The following is a 22,710-nucleotide window of genomic DNA, read 5'->3' as shown; positions in this document are numbered from 1 at the left end:
ACCATTTTTAAATCACGCATCGGTATAGCAGGCACAATAATTTAAGATATTCAATACAGCAAGTAAAAACACTTTAAATGCTACTATTATTTCCTGTCCGAGTACATTTTCAATATCACAGTTAAAAGACCAAAAGTGGTATATAGAAAAGTGGTAAAAGACTTTTTAATTATTAAGGCTTCTGCCTATTCTGATCGGAATTAGGCTCTCAGGAAACGAACTAATATCAAAAAGCCACATACGCATTAGGCATTTTATTCATCACTTTTCCTAATGAATGTATTGTTAGCATAAATTACGTTATTATTTCATGTCTGAAACTTGTAGATTCTTAGGCCCATTGTATATATTTGAACTAACGAATTATGCATATCTTAATCACGCAGAACGCAGCGTGTTTTGACCTATTAATACCTATTTATCAGAATCTAATTTCAACTACATACCTGAAAAACTAAAGTGGCATGACAGAGGACATTCTAATTATTGATGACGAACCAGATGTTTTGGATTTTTTATCGATGGTACTGGGATATTCATATGGCGTCCATCAAGCTTCCGATGCAAGATTGGCACAAAACTTTTTAGAAACAAAAATGATCCATTTAATTATTTCTGATATTATGATGCCTGAGATGGATGGTTACGAACTCTGCCGCTTTATTAAATCAAGTGTGGAATATTGCCATATTCCCGTCATACTCCTGACTTCAAGGAACACTCACGCTACTCATATTGACAGCTTGCAGGTAGGGGCAGATGCATATATTCGTAAGCCGTTTTCGGTAGAGTTACTATTGCTGCAGGTTAAAAACCTATTAAAAAACCGGCAAAAAATACGGGAACATCTAGCCAGTACTCCTTTTACTAAAATACAGGTATTAAGCATTTCAAAAAAAGATGACTTGTTTCAGAAAAGGCTTAAGAAATACGTAGATCAACATATAGAGAATCCAGAAATAGATCTTGATGATATTGCTGAACATCTATGTATGAGTCGCACAACTTTATATCGCAAAATCACTGATCTGCTATCTTTAAAGCCAAAGGAATTTGTTGATTTCACCCGACTTAAAAGAGCTACTGAGTTGATGATTGACAACACAGTTTCTTTAGAAGAAATTCCAAGACGTGTCGGCTACAGCTCTGAGCAGCTTTTTAACAGGAGTTTTGAAAAATATTTCAACATGTCTGCTTCGGAGTATCATCTTTCAATTCAGAAAGATAACAGGCAAAACAACGCCTGATAGCCCGTCGTCATTATATAAGCCAAATAAAGAATTTCAGAGTTGTCCCTAACAAACTGGCGAATCGTCTTGATCGATAATCTTGTAATTATTATAAAAAATTATGACCATAAAAAAAGCAAGAAAATGTATTTCGCAAGACGTAAGGCATATAGGTATTTTGAAGAGGTTAAAGCAAAAAGCAGAACGCTCTTACATCATTGGTTACGCAGTGTGAGACTAGTTAAGACAGTTTACGATTTCTTTTACATCACTCCATTGGAGGTAGCATCTATCGAGGCATATTCATCCCGTGGCAGGGGAAATAAGAAAAGAAATGCCAGGGGACAAATAACCACTTCATAAACAAGGCTACTTAATTAAATCCTCATCAATCCTGACCTCAAAATCATCAAACCATGCTTTACCGTTCCCAGACATCTTGCAACCGAATCCAACAGAGACCACCTCGTCAGTTAAAGGCAGTTCTATGGTGTGTTTTGTCCATTCTGTAGTTCCTCTGCTTGCATTTTTATCGGAGTTCTTATCAGATATTATACTGCGGCTTCCATTTAACTGCATCCAAATACTAGCACCTCCTATAGTAAGACCGTCAGTTTTAACATATGCACTGATAGTTATTTTATGGTTATCCTTAAAAAAGCTATTTAAAAGTATTGTGTTGCACAATCCTATATTTTTATCAGGAACTGTATTTGGTTGGAGCGTTATTCTTATTGAAATTTTACCGGCCTTCGCAACACTTGTGTCCAAAACAAAGGAGTACTTTTTATCTGAACTTTGTGGCGACCAACCTATGGGTCTATACAGTGCATCAATATCTTCAAAGCTATAATTTCTGATAACCTTTTGAGATAACGCTGGTAATGCGGCAAACAAGATAATAGCAATCGTAGTTATTTTTTTTTTCATATTTTAAAAAGTATAAATTTGTTGTGTTTGAATAAATAAGTTACATGAGTGATTCTTAGATTTTCGATTTTATTCATAGAATTAACTATATGTAATTACCTAATCTTTAATAATAAGTTTGCTTTCTTATTGCTCCCTGAATATATTAAAAATTTTAAAATAATATAATTATTAAAAAACTTCATTCCAATTTCAAAAGCAATCAATTATTTTCTTCAGCTCTGAAAGTTATGGAAGTTAGCCAAACAAATAATAAATAACTATTTGTTAGCTTATTTTTTTTTAACAATTGGAAGATAGGGTGATTAATTACTATCTTTAAAAAATCGAAAAGTTGATTTATAATTAGTGATATGAAAACTGCCCAAACTGCTGCCATTCAAAGTCTTTGGATAGGAACGACGTTGTCAATTATTGAACAATTATGTATCAGGTCTTTTTTAGCCAATGGACATGAATTTCATTTATATTCTTATGAAACAAATCTCAAAAACTGCCCAGATGGAGTTATCCTTAAAGACGCAAATGAAATAGTTCCACACGAAAGGGTTTATAAGGATATCGCGCAAACATACACATCGTTTGCTAACTGGTTTAGATACAAGCTACTTTTTATGAAAGGAGGATGGTGGGTAGATATGGATGTTGTTTGCTTAAAATACTTCAATTTTAACCAGGACTATTGTTTTACAACAGAGATGATCACTGACACTGGTGTTCCACAAATTATAACAAATAATGCAGTAATTAAAGCCCCTCAGAAAGCAGAATTTCTGCACGAAATGATAGTTACTATGGAAAAGACTGATTTAAAAAATGCCCGTTGGGGAACCTTTGGATCTAGATTTCTAGAGCAAATATTAAAGAATTACGAGAGTGAAAACTATATCCAGCCAATGTATGTTTTTTGCCCTATTAATTGGCATCAAATAGAACTTTTCTTTGTAGACAATTTGGACATGACCTTTGAGCATTGCCATGCAATTCATTTATGGAATAATATATGGTCAAAACGTGGAATTTCGAAACACGATAGATTTGGAGACACTGCGTTAATTGAAAAATTAAAACGTATGTATTTGTAACAATATTCGATTTCAACCGTTAGAGATATGAGTAATAATATTGAAGAGCTTATAATATTGATTGCCTGGTATAACACGACTAATGAAGATACCATTAGCACCTTTACGGCAAACAAACAAACATTCATCGATTATAATCCTGGAGTCAAAGTATTTGATGTGATAAATCCGTTTATTGATTCTCCTATTATTGGCCCCTCTATAGATCTGGCATTTTTTAGATGGTATTTAGAAAATAAGTCAGATATCTTTAGTAAAAGATTTGTATTGGTAGGCTGGGACTGCTGGTGCGACTGTAGTGTAAATAGTTATTTTTCGAGGGTGTGGGACTGCGACTTTGTGGTGCCATCAGTTAAGTATCCTGAACGAGATACCTGGCACTGGTTTTATCAAATAAGAAATCTTCCTATTGATGTGCGCCAATATGCTGTTGGCATTAGCCCTTTTTGCGGCATTATGATGTCGGATAAGGCTATGAGTTTAATTGCTGATGAAATACTTAAACCTGTATATCAAGCTCTTCATAGCGAACTTAGATTGGGAACAATCGCAACGATGCTTAATTTAGATCCTATTGTAAACCCAGTTTATTCGAGATCAATAGGTTGGCGCGAACCTCAATTTGGTCAGAAATATCGAGGCTTTCATCATCCGAGAAAAACGTTAAGTAGCTGACGAAGAGCTTACTAGAGGCGAAAGATTGCAGATAAGTACGATTAAATATCCGTGTTCAGTACATCTGATTTATATCTTATACACTATATACCCAGATGAACTATATTTTGCGAAGCATTCTGGCTAAGATTCCTTCTGTAAACTCAAGTCGAATCTTTAACTGTCCTAAAAACACGGAAGGCTAAACTTACACTTGGACCAGAACGTTTTTCCGCTATAAGAGCTCCTTTAATCCTCACCAGGCAAAGCCAATGCTACAACTTACAACCCATCTATAAAGAAAATCGTTAGGCTTCGCAAACCGTATTGTTTTAAAGACGAGAAAACTTTAGTACCCATTAGGAATATAAAGTATGTGGCGAAGATTTGCATTGGGTTATCAATGGCCCCGCCACATACATTAGAAAATTGGATTTTAACATTGGTTGCGTTGAAAAATTATTGCTTTTCTAAGACCTTTAAGATGAACTTCTGATTGATTTGCAAGTTTTCGGGAGCGAAAAACGATACTCAAAGAGTTAATCTCATTTGATGTGTAATCTATCCATTTTTGATACTATTTACCCTTGAAAATATAAAGGTATCCGTGTCGACTACCACGAGGCTTTTCAGAAGATTTTATAAATTCCGTATGGCTTATTGCAAATTGCAGGTCATTATACCTGAAATAAATGCTGTCAATTTGAGATGGCTCTAAAATCCTTTCAGAAAATCGTACACTGTTCTTTGCAGGAATATTGATTTCTATTGTATTGTTTTTAATCTTATAATCTGTTTTTTTATCAAATTTAATATTGTTTCTAGTGTCATCATTTTTTCCGTTACTTAATTTAGGGAAATCTGAACGACTTATTTTTGAACCATCATCTCTAACAAATTGCAGTTGATTTGCACCTTCTGAATTCAGTTTGACAACTACAGTACAAGCACTCTCAGTATCATTTGTTATAAATACAGGGTTAGCCATACTGCAGCCGAAAAAAATTAGGAGAGCTGTTATAATGATTATGTTATACTTTTTCATGAGAGTATTTTATGATTGGATTTAGCACCTATCTGACTAACTAAGCCCACCATGATGAAGTAAATCCTGAGTAATTGGGATCCTGATAGTCTGATGGAGGGTTAACGATATCATTTATTTTGCTTGGATCCCACATATTATATATTAAGAATTCCTGTCCCAATTGAGTGGCACTTTTTTCATACCATTGATTGTCATGGAAGTTTTCTGTACCGAACATTTTGTAAAGTATATTGCCTATTACTGCAGAACCTACGCTAGGTAATGCAATTTCCAACAGATATCTAAATTGTCCTCGTCCTTGCTGCTGTAAATAGTGCCCATATTCATGAGCAAAATCATCGATGTCAAAGCCATTATTCGCCCAGTTCTCGTTAATATGAATAGTTCCGTTCATCTGATAAGCAGTATTGTTCGCTGCATTTTTTGAAAGTTTAACACCAGGGAAAAAAGCTACTGTTCCGGAGCTTCCATAATATTGAACACCATTAGCCGTTTCCACAAGCAATCCTCCATTTATCGCCATTTGATCGTCATTAGCTTCATAATAAGGATTACTTCCGGCACCACTACTTCCTGAGCTATCTTGAAAGCCGCTGCCCCAATCTTCAACATAGTTTCCTGTACTGGCAGCAGGGCCGTAAGCAAAATAATTTCCGCTAGAATCAGAATCAAAGTTAAACCCTAAATTCGTATAATACGTCAGGATTTCATTGACGGTAAGACCTCCTAAAACAGAGCTCATCTCAGTTGAATTCATTGGTTGCATCTCTTTTCGAAGTTGATCAAATGCAAGTTTGAGTTTTCTCTTCATAAATAAATTTTTAAATGGTGAATTAAGGATATTCTAATGTGAAAATAAAAAAAGACATTTTGTAATCGTTGACACCTCAAACGCTAATATGTCAACTTAGCCATAAATGAGACCAATAATGAATGAGAGGTTGCCTAATGTCCCTCTCCGGCATCAGCCTAATTTCTTCGTAAGTGTATGCAAATATTTTTTCTAGTAAAATCTGTTTTGGCTTAGGATTTTTATAGCAATTATAAGACTCAGTGAGGCGAAACGGTCCCGAGTATTGAGGTGTCAACAATTTGATTTGAATTTTTTCATCAAATAAGTTTACAATTTCTCTTGCTAGATATAAAAGAAATGGATTACCGGGTGCCAGGAAGAAGCATTCACAACTTAACACCTTGGTTTGGGGATCTAGTATCAAAAAGCCCTCTTTATTGTTCTCAATAAGGGCCGTAAACTTTGGAGGGTGAATGAGCTGAATGTCCCAATCCACATAGCAACCACCAAAATGGTATATAATTAGATATCTCGCCAGGTCTGAAGCTTCTGCTAGGTTACGAGAACCCTCATAGGCAGGTAAAGCAAACTGATAGTATTTTTCCAGAAATTTAAGAACTTTACTTTCGTTCCATTTCACAATCTCAAAACCATCATTTTTGAGGATGTTCCACGATTTAAGACAGGTATTGACCAGATCGTTTATATTGGAACCAAATACTATTTGATGAATAGTTCGCATTTTTTCTAATCTTTTATTTTGTATTTATCCCACAATAACGTTTTAGTATTAAATCAGCTGTCTCATGCAGTTGTTTACTCGAAAATTTGAATGTCGAATTCAAGTGATATAATACTTTGTATATCCAAATTTTTGCAAAAGCGATTTTCTGTGAAGTGTTAAAGTACCGACGACCATAATTGAAATGAATTGCAGCATGTATAGCCAGTTCATCCGAACTATAATCGATTCCCATTTGGTCAAGTTTATCCGATATGAGCTCCATGGAATTTTCTTTTTGTCTCTGAATATTAGAATGAGAATCTGAACGATGATGAATTCGATAGGAGGTTAGGAATTCAGATAGATTATGCAGCTTGCCTGTTTGAGCTATATTGAACCATAGATTATAATCTTCGCAATGTTTGTATTTTTCGGAGTATTTAATTTTTTTTAAGAGATCACTCTTAATCATTACAGACGATTGGCAAAATGGATTTTTAAAAAACATCAGTAATTTTATATCAACATTCTCACTGGAATATTGCATGATGCCATTGATCTGGCCAGTGTCAGTTATGATATAGTGGCTTCCACCTACCATCGCATAGCCTTGATGAGTTTCTAAAAAAGATACCCTTCTCAAAATGCTGTTTTTATCCATAATATCGTCTGCATCGAACCTTGCTATGTATTTCCCATTTGCCTTTGACAATAATTGGTTCGAACTGTAAACTATACCTTTGTTATTGGTGTTTTTTATCTTTGTAATTCTTGGATCATTGTATTCTTCCAAAATTTCACTTGAATCATCATCTGACCCGTCATCCAAAATTAAAAGTTCAAATCTGGTATAAGATTGATTTAGTACGCTATTTATACATTCTTTCAAAAATTTGCCAGCGTTAAAGCAAGCAATAAGAACACTTACCAATGGACCATTCTTTATTAAATCTGAAGAATGAGCTAACTTTTTATCAAAATATTCATTACTCAAAAGGTTATGATATACATTAATTGTACTTTGAGCCATAGCCTCGGCATTAAAATTCTGAGCTGCATGATACCTGGCGCGTTTTGCATAATCTTTAGCTTCTTTAGGGTTGTCGATAAAAAATAATAATGCCTCTTTCAATTTGTCCGGGTTAATAAAGGCTCTTGATTTTGATAACACAATAGGCACTTTCAAGCCACAACCGTCTGGAACTATCTCTGAAAGACCATCGACATCGGAGATGATGATCGGTAGTCCACTGTGCATCATTTCTATCGCAGAATAACTACATTGCTCTACATATGATGGCACTATTCCGATATCTGCCATTTTATAGAAGTCATATAAGGTGTACTTTTCCAGTTCTCCAGTGAAGGTAACCTTAGACCAACATTGCTTTATGCTTCCAAGCATGCGATTGTGTTCTCCATCTCCTGCTATTATTAGTCTTACTTCTGGTTTTATTAATAAGAGCTTCTGAAATGCAATTAGTAAGTCTTGTATTCCCTTCCTCTTTGTAACTCGTCCGGCAAATAAAACGATGGTTTCCTCGTCGGAGAATCTATATTTTTTACGAAGTTGGCTTTTCCTTTTTGAACTCGGTATGGAGAATTTTGAGTCTATTCCGTTGTAAATAACTGTTTGTTTATAGGGAGGTATGTGCAATAAATTAGTGAGAGATTTAGTGGCAAAATTTGTTACACAAATTATATGATCCACAGTTGCATAATTAAGGTGTTCTCTCATTAATGCAGGGTGCATTGGACGTTTAGTGTTCTTTTCTTCGAATAATTGCTTGTTTAGTAATTGGAAAACTGTATAGTTGTTTGTTATTAAGTCACGCCAAGGAATACAGTGCTTCGTTAAAAGAGTTTTGCAGTTAATATTTTTTTTTAGTAATGTTGAGAATAGGCCATGATTAATCCAGTTAAAATGGAAAATGACATTTTTCACTTCCTGTAATTCCATCGTAATAAATTTCGCAGCTTCCTCGTCGAATTTACCAGTGTCATTAGGAATGCACAAATCTTTTGGAACATAGATGTGCTTGACATTTTGTTTATCTGTTTGAGCAAACATTGCTCGATGATGTACTTCGCATTTAACCCATATATGGCAAAGCGAAATGCTTGGTATTTGTAGAATTCGATTTGACAGGTATTGGGTATAAGTACTAAGCCCACTGGTTTTAAATCGACTATAATAGTCAATAATGCATATAGTGATTTTATCTTTAGAGACATCGCTCTCCAATTCTCTGTTAATCCTCATTAGCTTTATAATTCTATTTCACATTATAGAGGAACCGCTGGGAGATATATTTTTCCAGTTTATCTTCCTCTTTAACATCTCTTATTCTTTTTTCCCGCTGATTAAACATATGGATTGAATATTTTCGGGAGTTCTTATTTTTTATTTGACAACGTTCTGTAATGATTAATTAGAATCGTTTAATTACGTTTAAGACTTTATATTGATGTTTGGTATCGGTACATCAGCTATTGTCCAATCCTACAGTTCAGGTTAGTTTTTCGAACCCTAATCACTCTTGTCACATTCTGCAATGAACATCGGCCACAAATCCTTTCGATTTCCTGACGCTTTTGACAAACATTATTTATGCATCACCTTAAATCTTATTTTTTTGGGGAACAATAGGTCTTGACATTTTACTTTTTTTGGTTGCTAATATGATTTTCATAAATGGCAAAACAAATATAAGGAGAATCACGGCAGAAATAAATTAATTTAAAAATATCAGCCCTGTTAATTTATTTTTAACAAACCAATATCTTTATTTGTATAATAATTTTTGAAAAACTAATGCTTAGTAAATTTCCTTGTGATCGCCAAATGGATATGATGGATTGTGGTCCCGCCTGCTTAAAAATGATTGCCAAATTTTACGGCAAATATTACAGTTTGCAGTATTTACGTGACAAATGCGGCATCACCAAGGAGGGAATATCATTTTTGGACCTGAGTTATGCTGCTGAAAGTATTGGGCTCAGAAGCCTTGCTTTAAAATGTACCATAGAAGATTTACTTAATAAAATTCCACTACCAACTATTGTTCATTGGGACAAAAGTCATTTTGTTGTTGTGTATCATACTAACCCCCGAACAGGAGCAATATACGTATCTGATCCAGCCAAAGGATTAGTGAAATATGCTAAGGAACAATTTATTAAAAAGTGGGTCAGTAAAGGTGAAGATAAAAAAGGAGTTTTGATGGCCTTTGAACCTCAAGCCGATTTTTATCAGCGTCAGGTTGGTGAACGTACAGAGCACAAGAAAACATTTCAAAATTTCTTGGGATACTTTCGTCCCTACAAAAAAAGTTTTATCAATTTATTCCTTGTAATGCTAGTCGTTACTGCTTTGCAGGGACTATTGCCTTTTATCTCAAAAGCAGTTATAGATGTGGGTATTCAAACACACGATGTTGATTTTATCACAATTGTATTGGCGGCGAATATTGCAATTTATATTAGTATACTTCTAAGTAACATGGCCAGGGATTGGATATTGTTACATGTAACAGCAAGAGTAAATATAGCTTTAATTTCGGATTACCTTATAAAACTAATGCTCCTGCCTATCACTTTTTTTGAAAATAAAATGACAGGAGATATTCTTCAACGCGCACAGGATCATGAGCGAATCAGAAGTTTTATCATGAATAACTCTATAAACATGGTCTTCTCTTCGCTGACATTCTTGGTTTTTGGCATTATACTGCTTGTATACAACACTATCATATTTTATATTTTCTTAGGAGGCAGCATACTATATGTATTGTGGGTATTAGGTTTCATGAAACTGCGAAAAAAGCTAGATTGGGAATATTTTGAGCTGGTGTCGAAAAATCAAAGTTACTGGGTCGAAACTATTGCTGGTATACAGGATATAAAAATTAATAATTATGAGAAGCCGAAACGCTGGAAATGGGAGGATATACAGGCTAGACTATATAAAGTAAATGTCCGGTCACTTAATATAAATAATATACAAAATCTTGGTGCACAGTTTATCGATAATATCAAAAATCTATCTATAACTTTTTATTGTGCTATAGCAGTAATAAATGGAGAAATGACATTTGGCGTAATGATCTCAACTCAATTCATGATTGGCATGTTAAATGGGCCAGTTGTACAGTTTATTCAATTTCTTCTTTCATACCAATTTGCCAAAATTAGCTTTCTGAGATTAAATGAAATTCACCAATTAAGTGATGAGCATGAAAATGTCGGTAGTAATCCCATCGATTTACCGGAAAACAAAAATCTTTTAGTTAAAAATGTTTCCTTCCAATATACTCCGCAGTCAACAGCGGTTTTAAAAAACATTCACTTATTAATCCCAGAGAAAAAGGTTACGGCAATAGTAGGTGATAGCGGTAGTGGAAAGTCTACACTACTTAAATTAATATTACGTTTATACAAACCCTCATATGGTGAAATATTAATTGGTAATATGAATATAAACAATATTAGTCTTAAGCAATGGCGGGATAAATGCGGAGCTGTCATGCAAGATGGTAAGATTTTTAATGATACAATCCTAAATAATATTGTCTTAGATGATGAAAGGGTAGATTACGAAAGACTAAAAACCGCTTTGGATACAGCAAATATTGCTGCTGAAATTGAGAAACTCCCTTTGGGCTATCAGACCAAAATGGGAGAGCAAGGGAGAGGTTTAAGTGGAGGGCAGAAGCAAAGAATCCTTATTGCCAGGGCTTTGTATAAGAATCCTGACTATCTGTTTTTTGATGAAGCTACAAATTCACTGGACACTTTGAATGAGCAGAAAATAGTAGCCGCCTTAGACGACGTTTTCAAAGACAAAACAGTGATAGTAGTGGCACATAGATTAAGTACTATCCGCAAAGCTGACCAAATTGTAGTGATGCAAGATGGCTATATAGTAGAAGTTGGAAATCACCAAAGTCTGATGAATAAAAAGGGTAGATATTTTCAACTAGTACAGTCTCAATTGGACCTCACTAGTTCGATCCAAGGAACTACTTTTTTGGAAAAAGAGATGCTGTTGACAGAAGAAACACTCATTGAAAAAGAAAGTTCAAATGAAAAGTAGCAAGATGAATAATAAAGAAATAGAACTTATCAATATTGGAAAATACAACAGTACAGAACGCACGGAAGAGGTGAGGGATATCATTGAAAGAATGCCGACTAACTTTGGTTCTTTTATAAGTGTAATTGTCGGGTTTATATTTCTTTTGCTATTGGTTTTCGGTTGGATTGTTCGCTATCCAGATGTGGTACATGGTATTACAACAGTAAATACATCTGTAGCCCCCGTGAAACTTTTCGCCAATGCTTCCGGAAAGATCCATCTTAACGATATTAAATCGCAATCGATGACAAAGGCAGGCGCAGTTGTTGCCTATATTGAAACTGCGACATCTTATGACACTTTGCAGTATATCAAAAGTGTTTTAAAAAATTATAATCCTAATAATGTCGAAAATGTCTCAATAATACATCAGTTACCTTCCACCCCCGCGCTTGGAGAATTGACGTCGAAGTATTATAATTTGATAGCAAATCTTCATCAATTGGCTCTGTTTCATAGAGATAAGCTTTATGACAAGCAAATAGCAAGTCTACAAAATCTGCATGGTCATCAGCAAAAGGAAGTTAAAAACAGTTTAAGCCTTACTGAGATTAATAAAGGGGCTCTTGCTTTTTCCCAAAGATCGCTTGCTAGAGACTCAATTTTGTTTTCGCAAAAGGTTTCCTCAGCGGCAGAGTATGAAAGAGCTGGTCAACAATATCTTTCTTATAGTGCTGGTGTGGCCAGTGCCCAAAGCAATCAGATTGATGCAGAAAAACAGGCTCAAAAAACCCGAAGTGATATTACGCAAACACGTGTACAGAAAAGTGAAAAACTCGCGGAAATTAAAATTGCTTTATTGGCAGCCTATAATGATTTGATGGATAATATTTCACTTTGGGAAGAGCGTTATGTTTTTAAATCGCCTTTTGAAGGTCAAGTTCAGTTTTTGAAATTCTGGACTAATAGTCAATATGTTCAGGCTGGAGAAGCAATATTTACTATAGTTCCCAAGGCCGAAGAACCTTATGGTCAAATATTACTGCCTGCTATGGGTGCCGGTAAGGTAGAGGTTGGGCAAGAGGCTATTATTAAATTAAATGATTTTCCCTATAACGAATATGGCTCGGTAAAAGGAGTAGTCAGAGATATATCGCTAACTACTAGCACCGAAAAGACAGATCAAGGTAGTATGGAGGCTTACTTAGTTACCGTAAAATTTCCTTCAGGCCTTACTACAAATTATGGAAAATCTATAGAGTTTAAGCATGAAGCGAAGGGTACCGCGGAAATCATCACTAAAGACCGTAGACTGATTGAACGCCTGTTCGATAATTTAAAATACGCATTAAATAAGTAACAGATCGTGACTTGATTTTGCGGAATTAGAACCTTTCATAGAATTTAGTACATTTATAAATTAATCCTATCTGATTTCAGATTCCCCTTTATTTTCATATATACCGAAAGAACGAAAATTCCGTTCCAATTATTTGGCGCCTTCATCATCAATACCTGAAATCGAAAAGCCATAGTAACCAGTTCGACAAGCAGGTCCCACCAGGTATCGCAAATAGCCTATCACTAACTTCTTTCCAATGAATGGAAATTATGCGTGAGTTCAATTTGTTAAAAAAACTTTAAACAGGCGAATTATTAGTTAGCTGACAGTAGAACGGAAAAATAATTTTTAAAGGATGCTAAATTTTGATTAGAAGTTCAAGACCTAATTGGGGATTATGGCTTTCAATTTTATTTGTTAACCTGACGATCCGAGATTTGATCTTCAACACATTTTTTAGAAAACGATTCTTGTGTTCAAATGCTTAACACAGTAAATGTTGATAGAATCTTCCCGCTTAATTTCACGCGGCTGAAAAAGGATCCTTATTGATACTATTGTAAAAACCGGCAACATTCTCATTTACAAGTTCAAGGCTCGGCAAAAAGAAATTAAGGCCGCGTGCGCAAGGTTTGTATATTGAATGCTAAAGTGCATTGGTAATCAAAGTATTAGGGTTGGAGCTGCTTAATTTATCAAATAACCATCAAATAAAAATTGATTGATAATCAATAAATTAAGAAAATGAAATTAATTGGTTGTCAAATGACCATCAAATAAGATCACGCCCAATTAGGAACGTATTTAGGGTATTTCCTTGACCGATTTTCAGGGTCTAAAGGCTTAATGAGTCCTTCAGTTAGAGTTTCCTTAATTATCCGGCTCGCAATGGCAGCGTTTTGATCTTCGATTTGAAATCGTTCCCTTAAGGACTCATTTGTCATAGTTTCATTCGATACATACTTTAGGCAACAGTGCTGATAACAAGCTCGAATCTTATCAGCTTTACTCATGTCGTTCAATTTCTGATGAGAAAATAATACTACAGTAGTGTGCGTCTGCTTAACCCGGAAATCAGGGGCTGGCAAAAGCCCAGTTTCAGCATAATAAATTACCTTATCAATACCACTACCTTTTTCTTCACAAATCCGAAGTCTTCTCATCAAAGATGCTAAAAACTCATTACGACTTTGGTACTCATCTATAAATCTTAGGGGACTTATCAAAGGCTGCCCTGGGTTTGAGATTTCGATCCTATCATCAAATATTTCAACGAAAGGTCCTATTCCAGTGGCTGCAAAATCTTGATGAATTAAAGCATTTGCAATCAATTCTCTAAGCGCTATTTCTGGATAAGCTTTTGCTATTTTTCTAAGTGCTTGCGTTATTACTTCGCTAGTAGGTAATTGATCATTTATATATTGAAGCATTTGCTCAAACCCTACAGCATATCCTTTAACGCCTGTTATGTCCTTTTTGGTATGAACTTTATTCTTTCCGTCATAAACAACAACTCTTACTGCCTTTCTACTCACCGTGGGAAAGTTCTTTATATCCTTGGCAAACAAAATAGCTCCCAAATTCGTAATCGTCCATCCGTTTGAAGATCTCTTTATAAGGTTTTCAGATTCGAAACGCTCTAAAACGCCAGCTTGAGACGTTGGATATGGTAATTCAATCATTTCAAAATAGCCTGATGTGTCAAGGAGTTTAACCACGTCATCGGAAGTAAGGCCCGTTTTAGCAATGTCCTTCTCGAAGATGGACTGTCCAAACTTCTTCCATATCTTCCTTTCTTTTTCAGGAAAATCTTTTAGCTTACGAGTAATACTTCCAATTCTAATATACGCTTCATGATAAAAATCAACCGGCTGCGTTGAAGCAGCATCGATTTGAAATAGTGTTAAAGATTTACCATCAAAATCGAACTCGTAAATCATAAAATCTACCCTCGGACTTAAACGCTGCGCAATCCAATTTTCAGACTCTTCATTACCCTTCTTATATCTAGACGGACGAAAGTCCGTTCCAATTATTTGATGGCTTTCGTCTTCGATACCAAAAATTAAAAAGCCGTAGTGCTGGTTTTGTAAACAGGCGCCATTAGATAGAGCTGATAGTCTCTCACCAACTTCTTCTAATGAATGAAAATTATGCTTGAATTCAATCCACTCAGCTTCGCGTGGTTGTGATATTAATTCCTTAACTAGATTATTTAATTCTTCAACTTTCATCATATTCAATCCACTAGTTTACACGAAAATTAGGCAAAATGTCAATTTAGAATAGCCAGTAAAGTTACGGAACTAATAAGGTCTGGAGAAACAATGTATCAATACTAACGAATCACCTCATTGAAGACCATTGTTTAAAGCAATCTCGACCTGTTCATTGAATTCCAGCTGCCGTTCCCAATGCTTTTCCAGTGATATTATTTATCCTCGTTAGCCAACGCATTTAGTTATGGCAGAAAGTTACCTAATATTTTTATCGCTTAGAAAGTGTACACTCTATTATTGGCATCGACAAGATTCAGACAAAAGCATTAAAAGATGATAATAATTGAAGGGACTTCCTCCTTTTTCACTCGTAAGTTCAAGTCCGGAATGAATATGAACCCAAATCAATAGATTGAAAATTTCATTTAACTCACATTAATGTAGGCTAAAAACACGAGGAAACACAAAAATTTTAACCAAATTATCGTCTATACTTTTACGGAAACTTTTACACTTTATCGTCTCGCATTATTGATTCGTTTTAAGTCGTTTTAATACTTCTGAAATTTAAATGAAAATTGATGACACAAAAACAGAGCAATCTTTGATTTCAACCTGCTTATGTATCTTTGCCTTGATAATCAATGTAAGAAATCTGTATCAGTGGGTTTTACTAAAACTTTTACGGTGCTTTTATAAGAGTCTGGATTCAAATCACTTGAACGCATTTTCCCCAGCAGGAGGAGACCAATTTATCAGAATAACAGTCTAAAAATTTCCCGCCTCAGCTGCTGCTGTTCGTTAAGGTTTGTGCAAATGATAGAGTGCGTAAACTAATGATACGGCTTTACCAACATTGCTCTCCGCGAAATATATCCATATACTTTTGCAGTATCAACGAGTGTGTGGATCAAAAACAGCCACACCTACCCTGCTATCGGCACAGCCATAATATAAAAACCATTTGTTTTTAAAATAAACCAGGCCTTCTATAAAAACAGTGCCTGCGGGGTACTGGCCGCTTTTTTCAAAGGGTTCTGTAGGTACAAAAAAAGGCTGATCTAACCGGCTGATGACTTTGGAAGGATCTTTCAAATCGAATAAAACCTGGCCGGCTGCATAGGTGTTGGCGGTGTAATTAGTATCCCTGTCTTTATTGCCTTTATTTTTACCGTTGTATAAAAGCAGGATGCCTTTATCGGTTACCAAAGCCGGGGGACCGCATTCTGTAAGGTCGCTATCAAAATGCCCATTCCTGGGTTTTACGATCATATCCAGTTTACCTTCCTTATCCAGGGTGGGTGCCCAGTTAACGAGGTCATCAGAAGTAGCAATATTCATAAACCGTTCTCCCCAGTACATCATATATTTTCCATTGATACGGGTAATTACCTGCTTTCCTTTTTCGAGCTTCGTTACTACCGAACCCGACTTACAGAACATATCTTTGAATTTACCGTCATAAGCTTTGGCAAATGCAGGCCCATGCTTGGTCCAGTTGACCAGGTCCCTGGAAGTAGCTACTGCCAGTCTTGCCACTTTGCGGTTCCATTGGGTATAGAGCATTACATAAAGGCCTTCAGCAGTAACGGCTATGCGCGGGTCTTCGCAACCTCCCGGCCATTCATTGTCCTTCTGGTTGTCTTCAGCAGGATAGAAAACCGGTACAGGACTTTTCTTCATGGCAATACCATTATGGCTTTCAGCCAGCCCCAGCCTGGAAGTGCGTTTACCAATGCCCATCCCCGACCGGTCTTCTGCGCGGTACAGCACATAGATCTTATTGCTCCTGACTACGGCTGCTGGATTAAAAACATCTCCCGCCTCCCAGGCCAGGTTTTTCCTGCTCATGGGATCGAAGAAAAGGGTTTGGGTATCCGGAACAATAACAGGATTGACGCCGGCGGGCCTTATAAAAGGACCTAAAGCCCATTGGGGCAATTGCTGTTGTGCCATGGCGGAAAATGCCAGGGCAATAAGAACCCATACCCCCGTTATTCTTCTAAAAAAACTATTCATACCAATTCTTTTAATGATATATTTTATGCGTGGTTAGCCCCGGCTTCCTCAACAATATAGCTACCATTTTAATTTCAATTCGCTGGTATTAAACGCAACCACTGACAGGCCATTTACATGACGCCATGCGTTTTCATTGACTTCGAGTGTAATAGTACGCGTTTCGCCCGGCAACAACGAAAAGAAATTATCCGAATAAAAAACCGCCGGTACCACCGCATTCGCCTGATCGGTTAAACGCACTTGTGTAAAGAAAGCAATCTTTGCAGATACGTTCTTTACCTGCATCTCTAAAAATACTTTCCCGCCCTGTAGGCGTTTTTTAACAGTGCCGTTTAGCTGAGCCTGTGGCAACCGGTTGATATCGGCAAAGCCGGAAACGGCAGGCCCGGTCATGGTCCAGGCCCCCTTATAAGCATCTTTCGATCTCCAGTAAAAAGCTTCAGCCACTTCTTTACCGGCGGGCGACTTCAATAATAGTTTAATAAAGTGCACCTGCGTTAAACTATCGCTGAACGATAATTGCAATGCATCTTTTACAGTTCCATCAGCCGGTATTGATATTTTCCGCGAACTGGTATGTACCAGATTTGAGTTCATATCGTATATCCTGGCTTCAATAGTATGGCCAGGAAAGGCTTTGCGGTAATCGTTATAAACCGATACCGTATTTTTCAGGTAATCAAATTGCGGATGTAAGGGGGCCAACCCATTTTGAGAATAGTATAAGGCTGCCGTAGGACGTAAATACCAGTCATACATACGGCTGGCCGTTTGCGGCAGCGGACTGTTATTATACCAGAACAGGAACCCGGAGGCAAAGCGGTCGCCCCAGCCAAATTTATTATAGTTCCATACTTCGGCAATAGCCCGGTAATTTAAAGCGCCTACCAGCTGTGCTTTTTTAGCGTACTCTTCAATAGAGCGGGATGGCCCAAACTCGTTAACTGCCTGGCGGTATTTGGTATTAACATTATGAAAGCCATTACCATCCAGGTAATTCCATACCGAATCGTTAATGGGCCAGAGGTCTTTTGCCGGCATCATCTCTTTTAAAGATTCCAGCAGTGGCAAACAAGGCGTTCCATACTCCGGGTTAAATCCATCTACGCGGCTACCTCTGGGCGATGCCGTGTTTTCGAAATATTGCATGGGGTTTTCATATTTGTACGGGCTGCCATCATGCACCCCGCAACATTCTGACTGTTCCTGGTAACCGATGGTAGAGTCCAGGGCAAAGATCCGTGCCCGGGTACCGGCTATCTCTTTCGATTCATTAGCCGCTACATAATAAGCTACTGACGGATGTGAACGGATCCTTTTTACCGTAGCTTCCAGGTTTTGAAAGTAAAGAGCCGTATCGGCCGGAAAACGGGTATCTCCCGTGATCCAGAATTCGTTCCATACCAGCAAGCCCAGCTCATCGCAGGCCCTGTAAAATTCGTCCGACTCCGCAATACCACCCGCCCAAAGGCGAATGAGGTTAAAGCCGCCCTGGCGGGTATAACGGAGTTCGGTGCGGGTTCTGTCAACAGAACCACGTAACATTGCCTCGGGTACCCAGTTAGTACCTCTGATAAAAACAGGATGCCCGTTTACAATAAAGCGCCGCGACTGATCGGGTGTTAACCGGTCGGTTTGCACCTGCCGGATACCAAAACGGGTGGTTAGCTGGTGGCTGATTATTTTATCTTTTTCAAATTGAAGGGTTAACTCATACAGGTGCTGGCCGCCTTTATTAATGGGCCACCATAGCTTTGGATTTTTTATTTTCAGCTGCGGGTAATCTGCCGGGCGAAATACCACCTGCCGGGTTTCACCAGGCTGCAACACCAGGCTGGTTTGAAAGCGAATATTCGTGCCGGTTATCACCCCCGTAAGCTTTCCTGACTGTTTTTGCTGAGTGGTATTGCTTACCTCCACCGACACGGTTTCCATAGCTACACTGGTATCAGGTAAGGGTAAATAGGTTTGAACAAAAGGATGGGCCAATACCACTTCCCCCGTGCTGTATAATTCCACATCGCGCCAGATACCGGTATTACGATCTCGGGTACCGTCAGGCACTGAAAAGTCCCATCCCACCGACATCAGCATGGTAATATTCTTACCGATCTCACCATCTCCGCCATTATTATTTTCACCAACTGCGCCGGTACGCTTTTTTCCATCGCGAAACACAGAGCCGGGTATATCTACGGGCGCCACTTCTACAGCAACCACATTTTCTCCTTTGCGGTTAACGATATATGTTACGTCGAAACTGGCAGGCTGGAACATACCTGCCATGGTTCCCAGTTTTTTACCATTCAACCAAACGCCCGCCCTGTAATTAATACCGTGAAATTTAAGCCATAATTTTTTACCGTTTAAAGTTGCGGGCACTTTAAAAGTTTTGCGGAACCAATAATGATAAAAGCCTGCGCCGGCATCATGCAGATCGGGTATTAACCCACGCGAGCGACGGTTATTATCGCCAAAATAAGGCTCGGGATACACTTTATTATGCACCAGGCTATTTAAAACCGTTCCGGGCACTATTGCCGGCATCCAACCATGAGTTTGATAGCGAACCGACGACACCTGTTCTCCGGCACCAGCTTCACTGTATCTTTTCATCGACCAGGAATCGTTTTTACCGGTACTGCCCGATGAATTTAAAGAAACCGATTGCCGCGCCGAGCGATCCATTTCATAAACACCCTGTTGCGCACCCACCTGTGATACCATCATACAGATCAGTACTGCACTACAAATTTTCTTCATTTGATCTCTTATCCGTTTTTACGGCTGTGCCGTGGTTAGTAATTGGTTGAGATAGCCGGGATAGCTATCCTTGTCATGAGAGCCGTCTCCCCTGGTAATGCTGTCTCCGAAACAAACGATGGAATTGGTGGGGAGTTGGTTATAAAGTATACAATCATACACCGCCAGCGCCATAAACCTGTACCCGTTGGCAGTTGGATGAATGCCATCCGTTTTACGCGCGTTTTGTTCATTTTGTATCAGCGATTCCATACCGGTACCTATTTTCCCTACTGCGATAAACCGCTGTTCCATATCCAGCAGTACAGCCCCGTGCCGGCTGGCTACTTTCCTGATAGTATCGTTCACTTGTCGGCGGCGACCTGTTATGCCCTCGGGTTCATAAAAAGCGGCAGGGTGACGGGTAAGCAGGTAGGGCTCATAGGCCGGCAATATTGTCATCATTATCAGCCGGCTCCCAGCGGCTTTAATACGGCGGGCCATTTCTGATATATTCTTTTCGTAGCTGAGGAGCGGTACATGTTTTACACTGTTCATATCATTGGTGCCGGCCATTAATATAGTAAGCCGGGGGCTGCGCGACAGGCAATCCTTTTCGATTCGATTTAATAAGTCAACAGTATTATTACCGCCAATGCCTGCATTGATCGCAGGCAACCCCTGGCCTGCCGCTTCCCGTCTTATTATTAGAGACCCGGCTGCATGAGCAGGCAGGGCAGCGCCTAAAACCAGTCCGCCTACGCAACCCATTCCTTTTTCTAAAAATTGCCTTCTTGAAGAATTCATCATTATTTACGGGATTGAACGTACAGGAACAAATAACACTGCATCTGCAGCAATAGTGCCGTTGGCACCATCATTTGTTACTTCAACATAAGCTTTTTTACCTGCAGGTAACTGGTACGGGCCCAGGCTCACCCATTCTCCTGAAGTTTGGCCGGTAACCTGTATATCCTTACTTAATAGTTGTTTGGTTATTTTATTAGCGCCATCAAAAATCTGAAGCGTTATTTGTTCCGATGCTTTCGACAACCGCGGATAGTAAAAGTAAATGGTATAACTACCGGCTTTTGTAACCTCAGGTATAAACTGTGCGGCTGCTTTAGTTGCTTCTTTATTCACTAATAGTGTAGGCCCATAACCACCTGCTGTCTCTTTATCCCATTGTCCTCCAATAACTACAGCATTTATATCATCCACCAGTATTTCCGCAATACTGCCATCCGCCAAAGGATCGTTTTTTAACCGTTGTTGCAGGGATTGAATGTTTACCGCCTGGATGCTTGTTTTGGCATCAATAGCCATGGAAGCTGCGGTAGCCGCAGATTGCGCTAATACCATAAACACCGGTTCCATACGAATGGATCCGTAAGCAATATGGCTGGCAGACAGGCATACCGGCACCAGCAGGTTAGTACATTCATCAGACTTCGGAGTAATAGACCGATAGGCAACGGGGTACGGCTGTACCCCTTTTAACTGTACATCGCCCTCATTCTTCACCATACCATTTACAACAATACGTTGCGCATTATGCGAGTCCATGGTATAGGCCGCCATACCTACTCCATCTGCCACCACTTCTTTACGCTGGCAATTAGCCTGCGTCATAATGTAGTCGCCCTTCATACGGCGGGCTTCGCGCACATAGAGCTGCGGTGTCCAGTGCCCCGTGGCCGGGTACTCATCTTTAGGATATCCCCAGCGCAGCATTTGTTCCTTTACAGGCGATGGCATGCGGGCATCGTGCCCTATAAAGTATAGCAGCCCTTTTGTATAATCGACATGTTCTTTAAATATGCGTTCGCGGGTGGCATAATCGCCGTTAGGATAATCGTAGTTCATCCCGATCATATCGGTGGAAAAAGGTCCCTGGTTGTTGATATCTGTTTTACCATTGGGCATCCGGTCCATTTTCAGTATCTGTCCCAGGTCGCCGGTGGGCTTTACAGACAAATAACGTAACAGCAATTCATAGCGGGTGGAGTCATAGTTAGCCGGCCGTTCGATAGTCAACCTGTTACCAGGTATATTCGTTAAACATATCCGGAAATTATATGCCTGTATTTTATCATCGCCAGAGCCTGTTTCCTGTAAAACACCTTTGCTGATACCCCAGAGCAGTCCGCTTTCGGGCTTTCCCGGGATAATATAAGGATCAACCCCATCAGGAAACTGGTGCTTATCTTTTAACTGTACCCCGTTTACGGTTTCATTATACCGGCTATTGGGCTCGCGACCTGTGGTATAGCTGACACCGGCTTTGGCCATCAGGTCTCCTTCATAAGAACAGTCGATATATTGTTTTGCTTTCACCTGGATCAACCCCGCCGAACCATCTGAATTTTCGAGACTAACCGACCGGATCGTTGTGCCCGTTTTATTGACCTGATTGAGGCGTTTACTATATATAACCTGAACACCTGCTCTTTTTATATAGTCCAGGAAAACGGTTTCGGCCACACCCGGCTCAAATATCCATTGCTCAAATTTTCCATAGTGCCGTCCGATACGCCTGTAAAAATCACGGGCAAGACCGGTTACCACATATTTGTTGCCAATATCTGTGAAGCCCAACCCTCCCGAAGACAAACCGCCCAATCTTTGCCCCGGCTCAATGAGCAGGACCGTCTTCTTTTGCATGGCTGCAGTGTAAGCAGCAATTACACCGGCCGAGGTACCGCCGTAAACGCAGATATCCACACTGGCAGGTAACTTAACGGTTTGACCTTTTACAGCAACCGACAGAAGGGTTGCCCAAACAAAAAGAACTTTCTTCATACGCATTTTTAAAGAATCGCTGCCCCGCATTAATAGCCAACTG

At 38.6% G+C, this 22,710-nt stretch carries 16 protein-coding genes; 6 read left to right on the top strand and 10 right to left on the bottom strand.

From position 1 onward, the window contains the following. Positions 1-464 precede the first annotated feature (464 nt). Both ACLOAU_RS21410 and ACLOAU_RS21405 read left to right on the top strand, forming a co-directional pair. The gene (locus ACLOAU_RS21410) at positions 465-1,247 is read left to right on the top strand and encodes a response regulator transcription factor (RefSeq protein ID WP_427863946.1); all 783 of its coding nucleotides are present in this window, start codon (positions 465-467) and stop codon (positions 1,245-1,247) included. Between the two features lie 126 nt (positions 1,248-1,373). Then, complete coding sequence (locus tag ACLOAU_RS21405; RefSeq protein WP_427863945.1) at positions 1,374-1,592, top strand: hypothetical protein; 219 nt, start codon at positions 1,374-1,376, stop codon at positions 1,590-1,592. 6 nt (positions 1,593-1,598) lie between these two features. Here ACLOAU_RS21405 and ACLOAU_RS21400 read toward each other — a convergent pair whose 3' ends face one another. After that, the gene (locus tag ACLOAU_RS21400) at positions 1,599-2,159 is read right to left on the bottom strand and encodes a hypothetical protein (RefSeq protein ID WP_427863944.1); all 561 of its coding nucleotides are present in this window, start codon (positions 2,157-2,159) and stop codon (positions 1,599-1,601) included. A gap of 353 nt (positions 2,160-2,512) precedes the next feature. Between ACLOAU_RS21400 and ACLOAU_RS21395 the strand changes: the two genes are divergently transcribed. Both ACLOAU_RS21395 and ACLOAU_RS21390 read left to right on the top strand, forming a co-directional pair. Next, the gene (locus ACLOAU_RS21395) at positions 2,513-3,244 is read left to right on the top strand and encodes a glycosyltransferase (protein WP_427863943.1); all 732 of its coding nucleotides are present in this window, start codon (positions 2,513-2,515) and stop codon (positions 3,242-3,244) included. Between the two features lie 27 nt (positions 3,245-3,271). Further along, positions 3,272-3,919, top strand: coding sequence for a hypothetical protein (locus ACLOAU_RS21390; protein WP_427863942.1), 648 nt, complete (start codon positions 3,272-3,274; stop codon positions 3,917-3,919). A 556-nt stretch (positions 3,920-4,475) separates the two neighbouring features. On the opposite strand, the gene ACLOAU_RS21385 is transcribed toward ACLOAU_RS21390, so the two are convergent. The 4 genes from ACLOAU_RS21385 to ACLOAU_RS21370 form a co-directional block, all read right to left on the bottom strand. Then, positions 4,476-4,943, bottom strand: coding sequence for a hypothetical protein (locus ACLOAU_RS21385; protein WP_427863941.1), 468 nt, complete (start codon positions 4,941-4,943; stop codon positions 4,476-4,478). Between the two features lie 40 nt (positions 4,944-4,983). After that, positions 4,984-5,757 (bottom strand): hypothetical protein, encoded by a 774-nt coding sequence (locus ACLOAU_RS21380; protein ID WP_427863940.1) that lies wholly within the window; start codon positions 5,755-5,757, stop codon positions 4,984-4,986. A gap of 91 nt (positions 5,758-5,848) precedes the next feature. Further along, the gene (locus tag ACLOAU_RS21375; protein WP_427863939.1) at positions 5,849-6,481 is read right to left on the bottom strand and encodes a glycosyltransferase family 32 protein; all 633 of its coding nucleotides are present in this window, start codon (positions 6,479-6,481) and stop codon (positions 5,849-5,851) included. 13 nt (positions 6,482-6,494) lie between these two features. Then, the gene (locus tag ACLOAU_RS21370; protein ID WP_427863938.1) at positions 6,495-8,534 is read right to left on the bottom strand and encodes a glycosyltransferase; all 2,040 of its coding nucleotides are present in this window, start codon (positions 8,532-8,534) and stop codon (positions 6,495-6,497) included. A gap of 744 nt (positions 8,535-9,278) precedes the next feature. Here ACLOAU_RS21370 and ACLOAU_RS21365 point away from each other — a divergent pair. Both ACLOAU_RS21365 and ACLOAU_RS21360 read left to right on the top strand, forming a co-directional pair. Next, on the top strand, positions 9,279-11,558 hold the full coding sequence (locus ACLOAU_RS21365; protein ID WP_427863937.1) for a peptidase domain-containing ABC transporter: 2,280 nt from the start codon (positions 9,279-9,281) through the stop codon (positions 11,556-11,558). A gap of 4 nt (positions 11,559-11,562) precedes the next feature. After that, a complete protein-coding gene (locus tag ACLOAU_RS21360) occupies positions 11,563-12,900 on the top strand; it encodes an HlyD family secretion protein (RefSeq protein WP_427863936.1) in 1,338 nt (445 codons plus the stop codon). Positions 12,901-13,664: 764 nt separating this feature from the next. Here the strand turns inward: ACLOAU_RS21360 and ACLOAU_RS21355 are convergent. The 5 genes from ACLOAU_RS21355 to ACLOAU_RS21335 all read right to left on the bottom strand — a co-directional run bounded on the left by ACLOAU_RS21355 (position 13,665) and on the right by ACLOAU_RS21335 (position 22,667). Continuing rightward, a complete protein-coding gene (locus ACLOAU_RS21355) occupies positions 13,665-15,119 on the bottom strand; it encodes an ATP-binding protein (RefSeq protein WP_427863935.1) in 1,455 nt (484 codons plus the stop codon). 876 nt (positions 15,120-15,995) lie between these two features. After that, entirely contained in the window at positions 15,996-17,120 is a 1,125-nt protein-coding gene (locus ACLOAU_RS21350; RefSeq protein WP_427863934.1) for a beta-1,2-mannosidase, read from the bottom strand. A 60-nt stretch (positions 17,121-17,180) separates the two neighbouring features. After that, positions 17,181-19,886: a glycoside hydrolase family 2 protein gene (locus tag ACLOAU_RS21345; protein WP_427863933.1), complete on the bottom strand. Its 2,706-nt coding sequence runs from the start codon at positions 19,884-19,886 to the stop codon at positions 17,181-17,183. 18 nt (positions 19,887-19,904) lie between these two features. Then, positions 19,905-20,675 (bottom strand): SGNH/GDSL hydrolase family protein, encoded by a 771-nt coding sequence (locus ACLOAU_RS21340; RefSeq protein ID WP_427863932.1) that lies wholly within the window; start codon positions 20,673-20,675, stop codon positions 19,905-19,907. A 3-nt stretch (positions 20,676-20,678) separates the two neighbouring features. Then, positions 20,679-22,667, bottom strand: a complete 1,989-nt coding sequence (locus ACLOAU_RS21335) for an FAD-dependent oxidoreductase (protein ID WP_427863931.1) — start codon at positions 22,665-22,667, stop codon at positions 20,679-20,681. Positions 22,668-22,710: the final 43 nt, after the last annotated feature.

Source organism: Paraniabella aurantiaca (assembly GCF_050309965.1).
Classification (GTDB): Bacteria; Bacteroidota; Bacteroidia; order Chitinophagales; family Chitinophagaceae; genus Niabella.
This window is presented reverse-complemented; position numbering and strand designations above follow the sequence as displayed.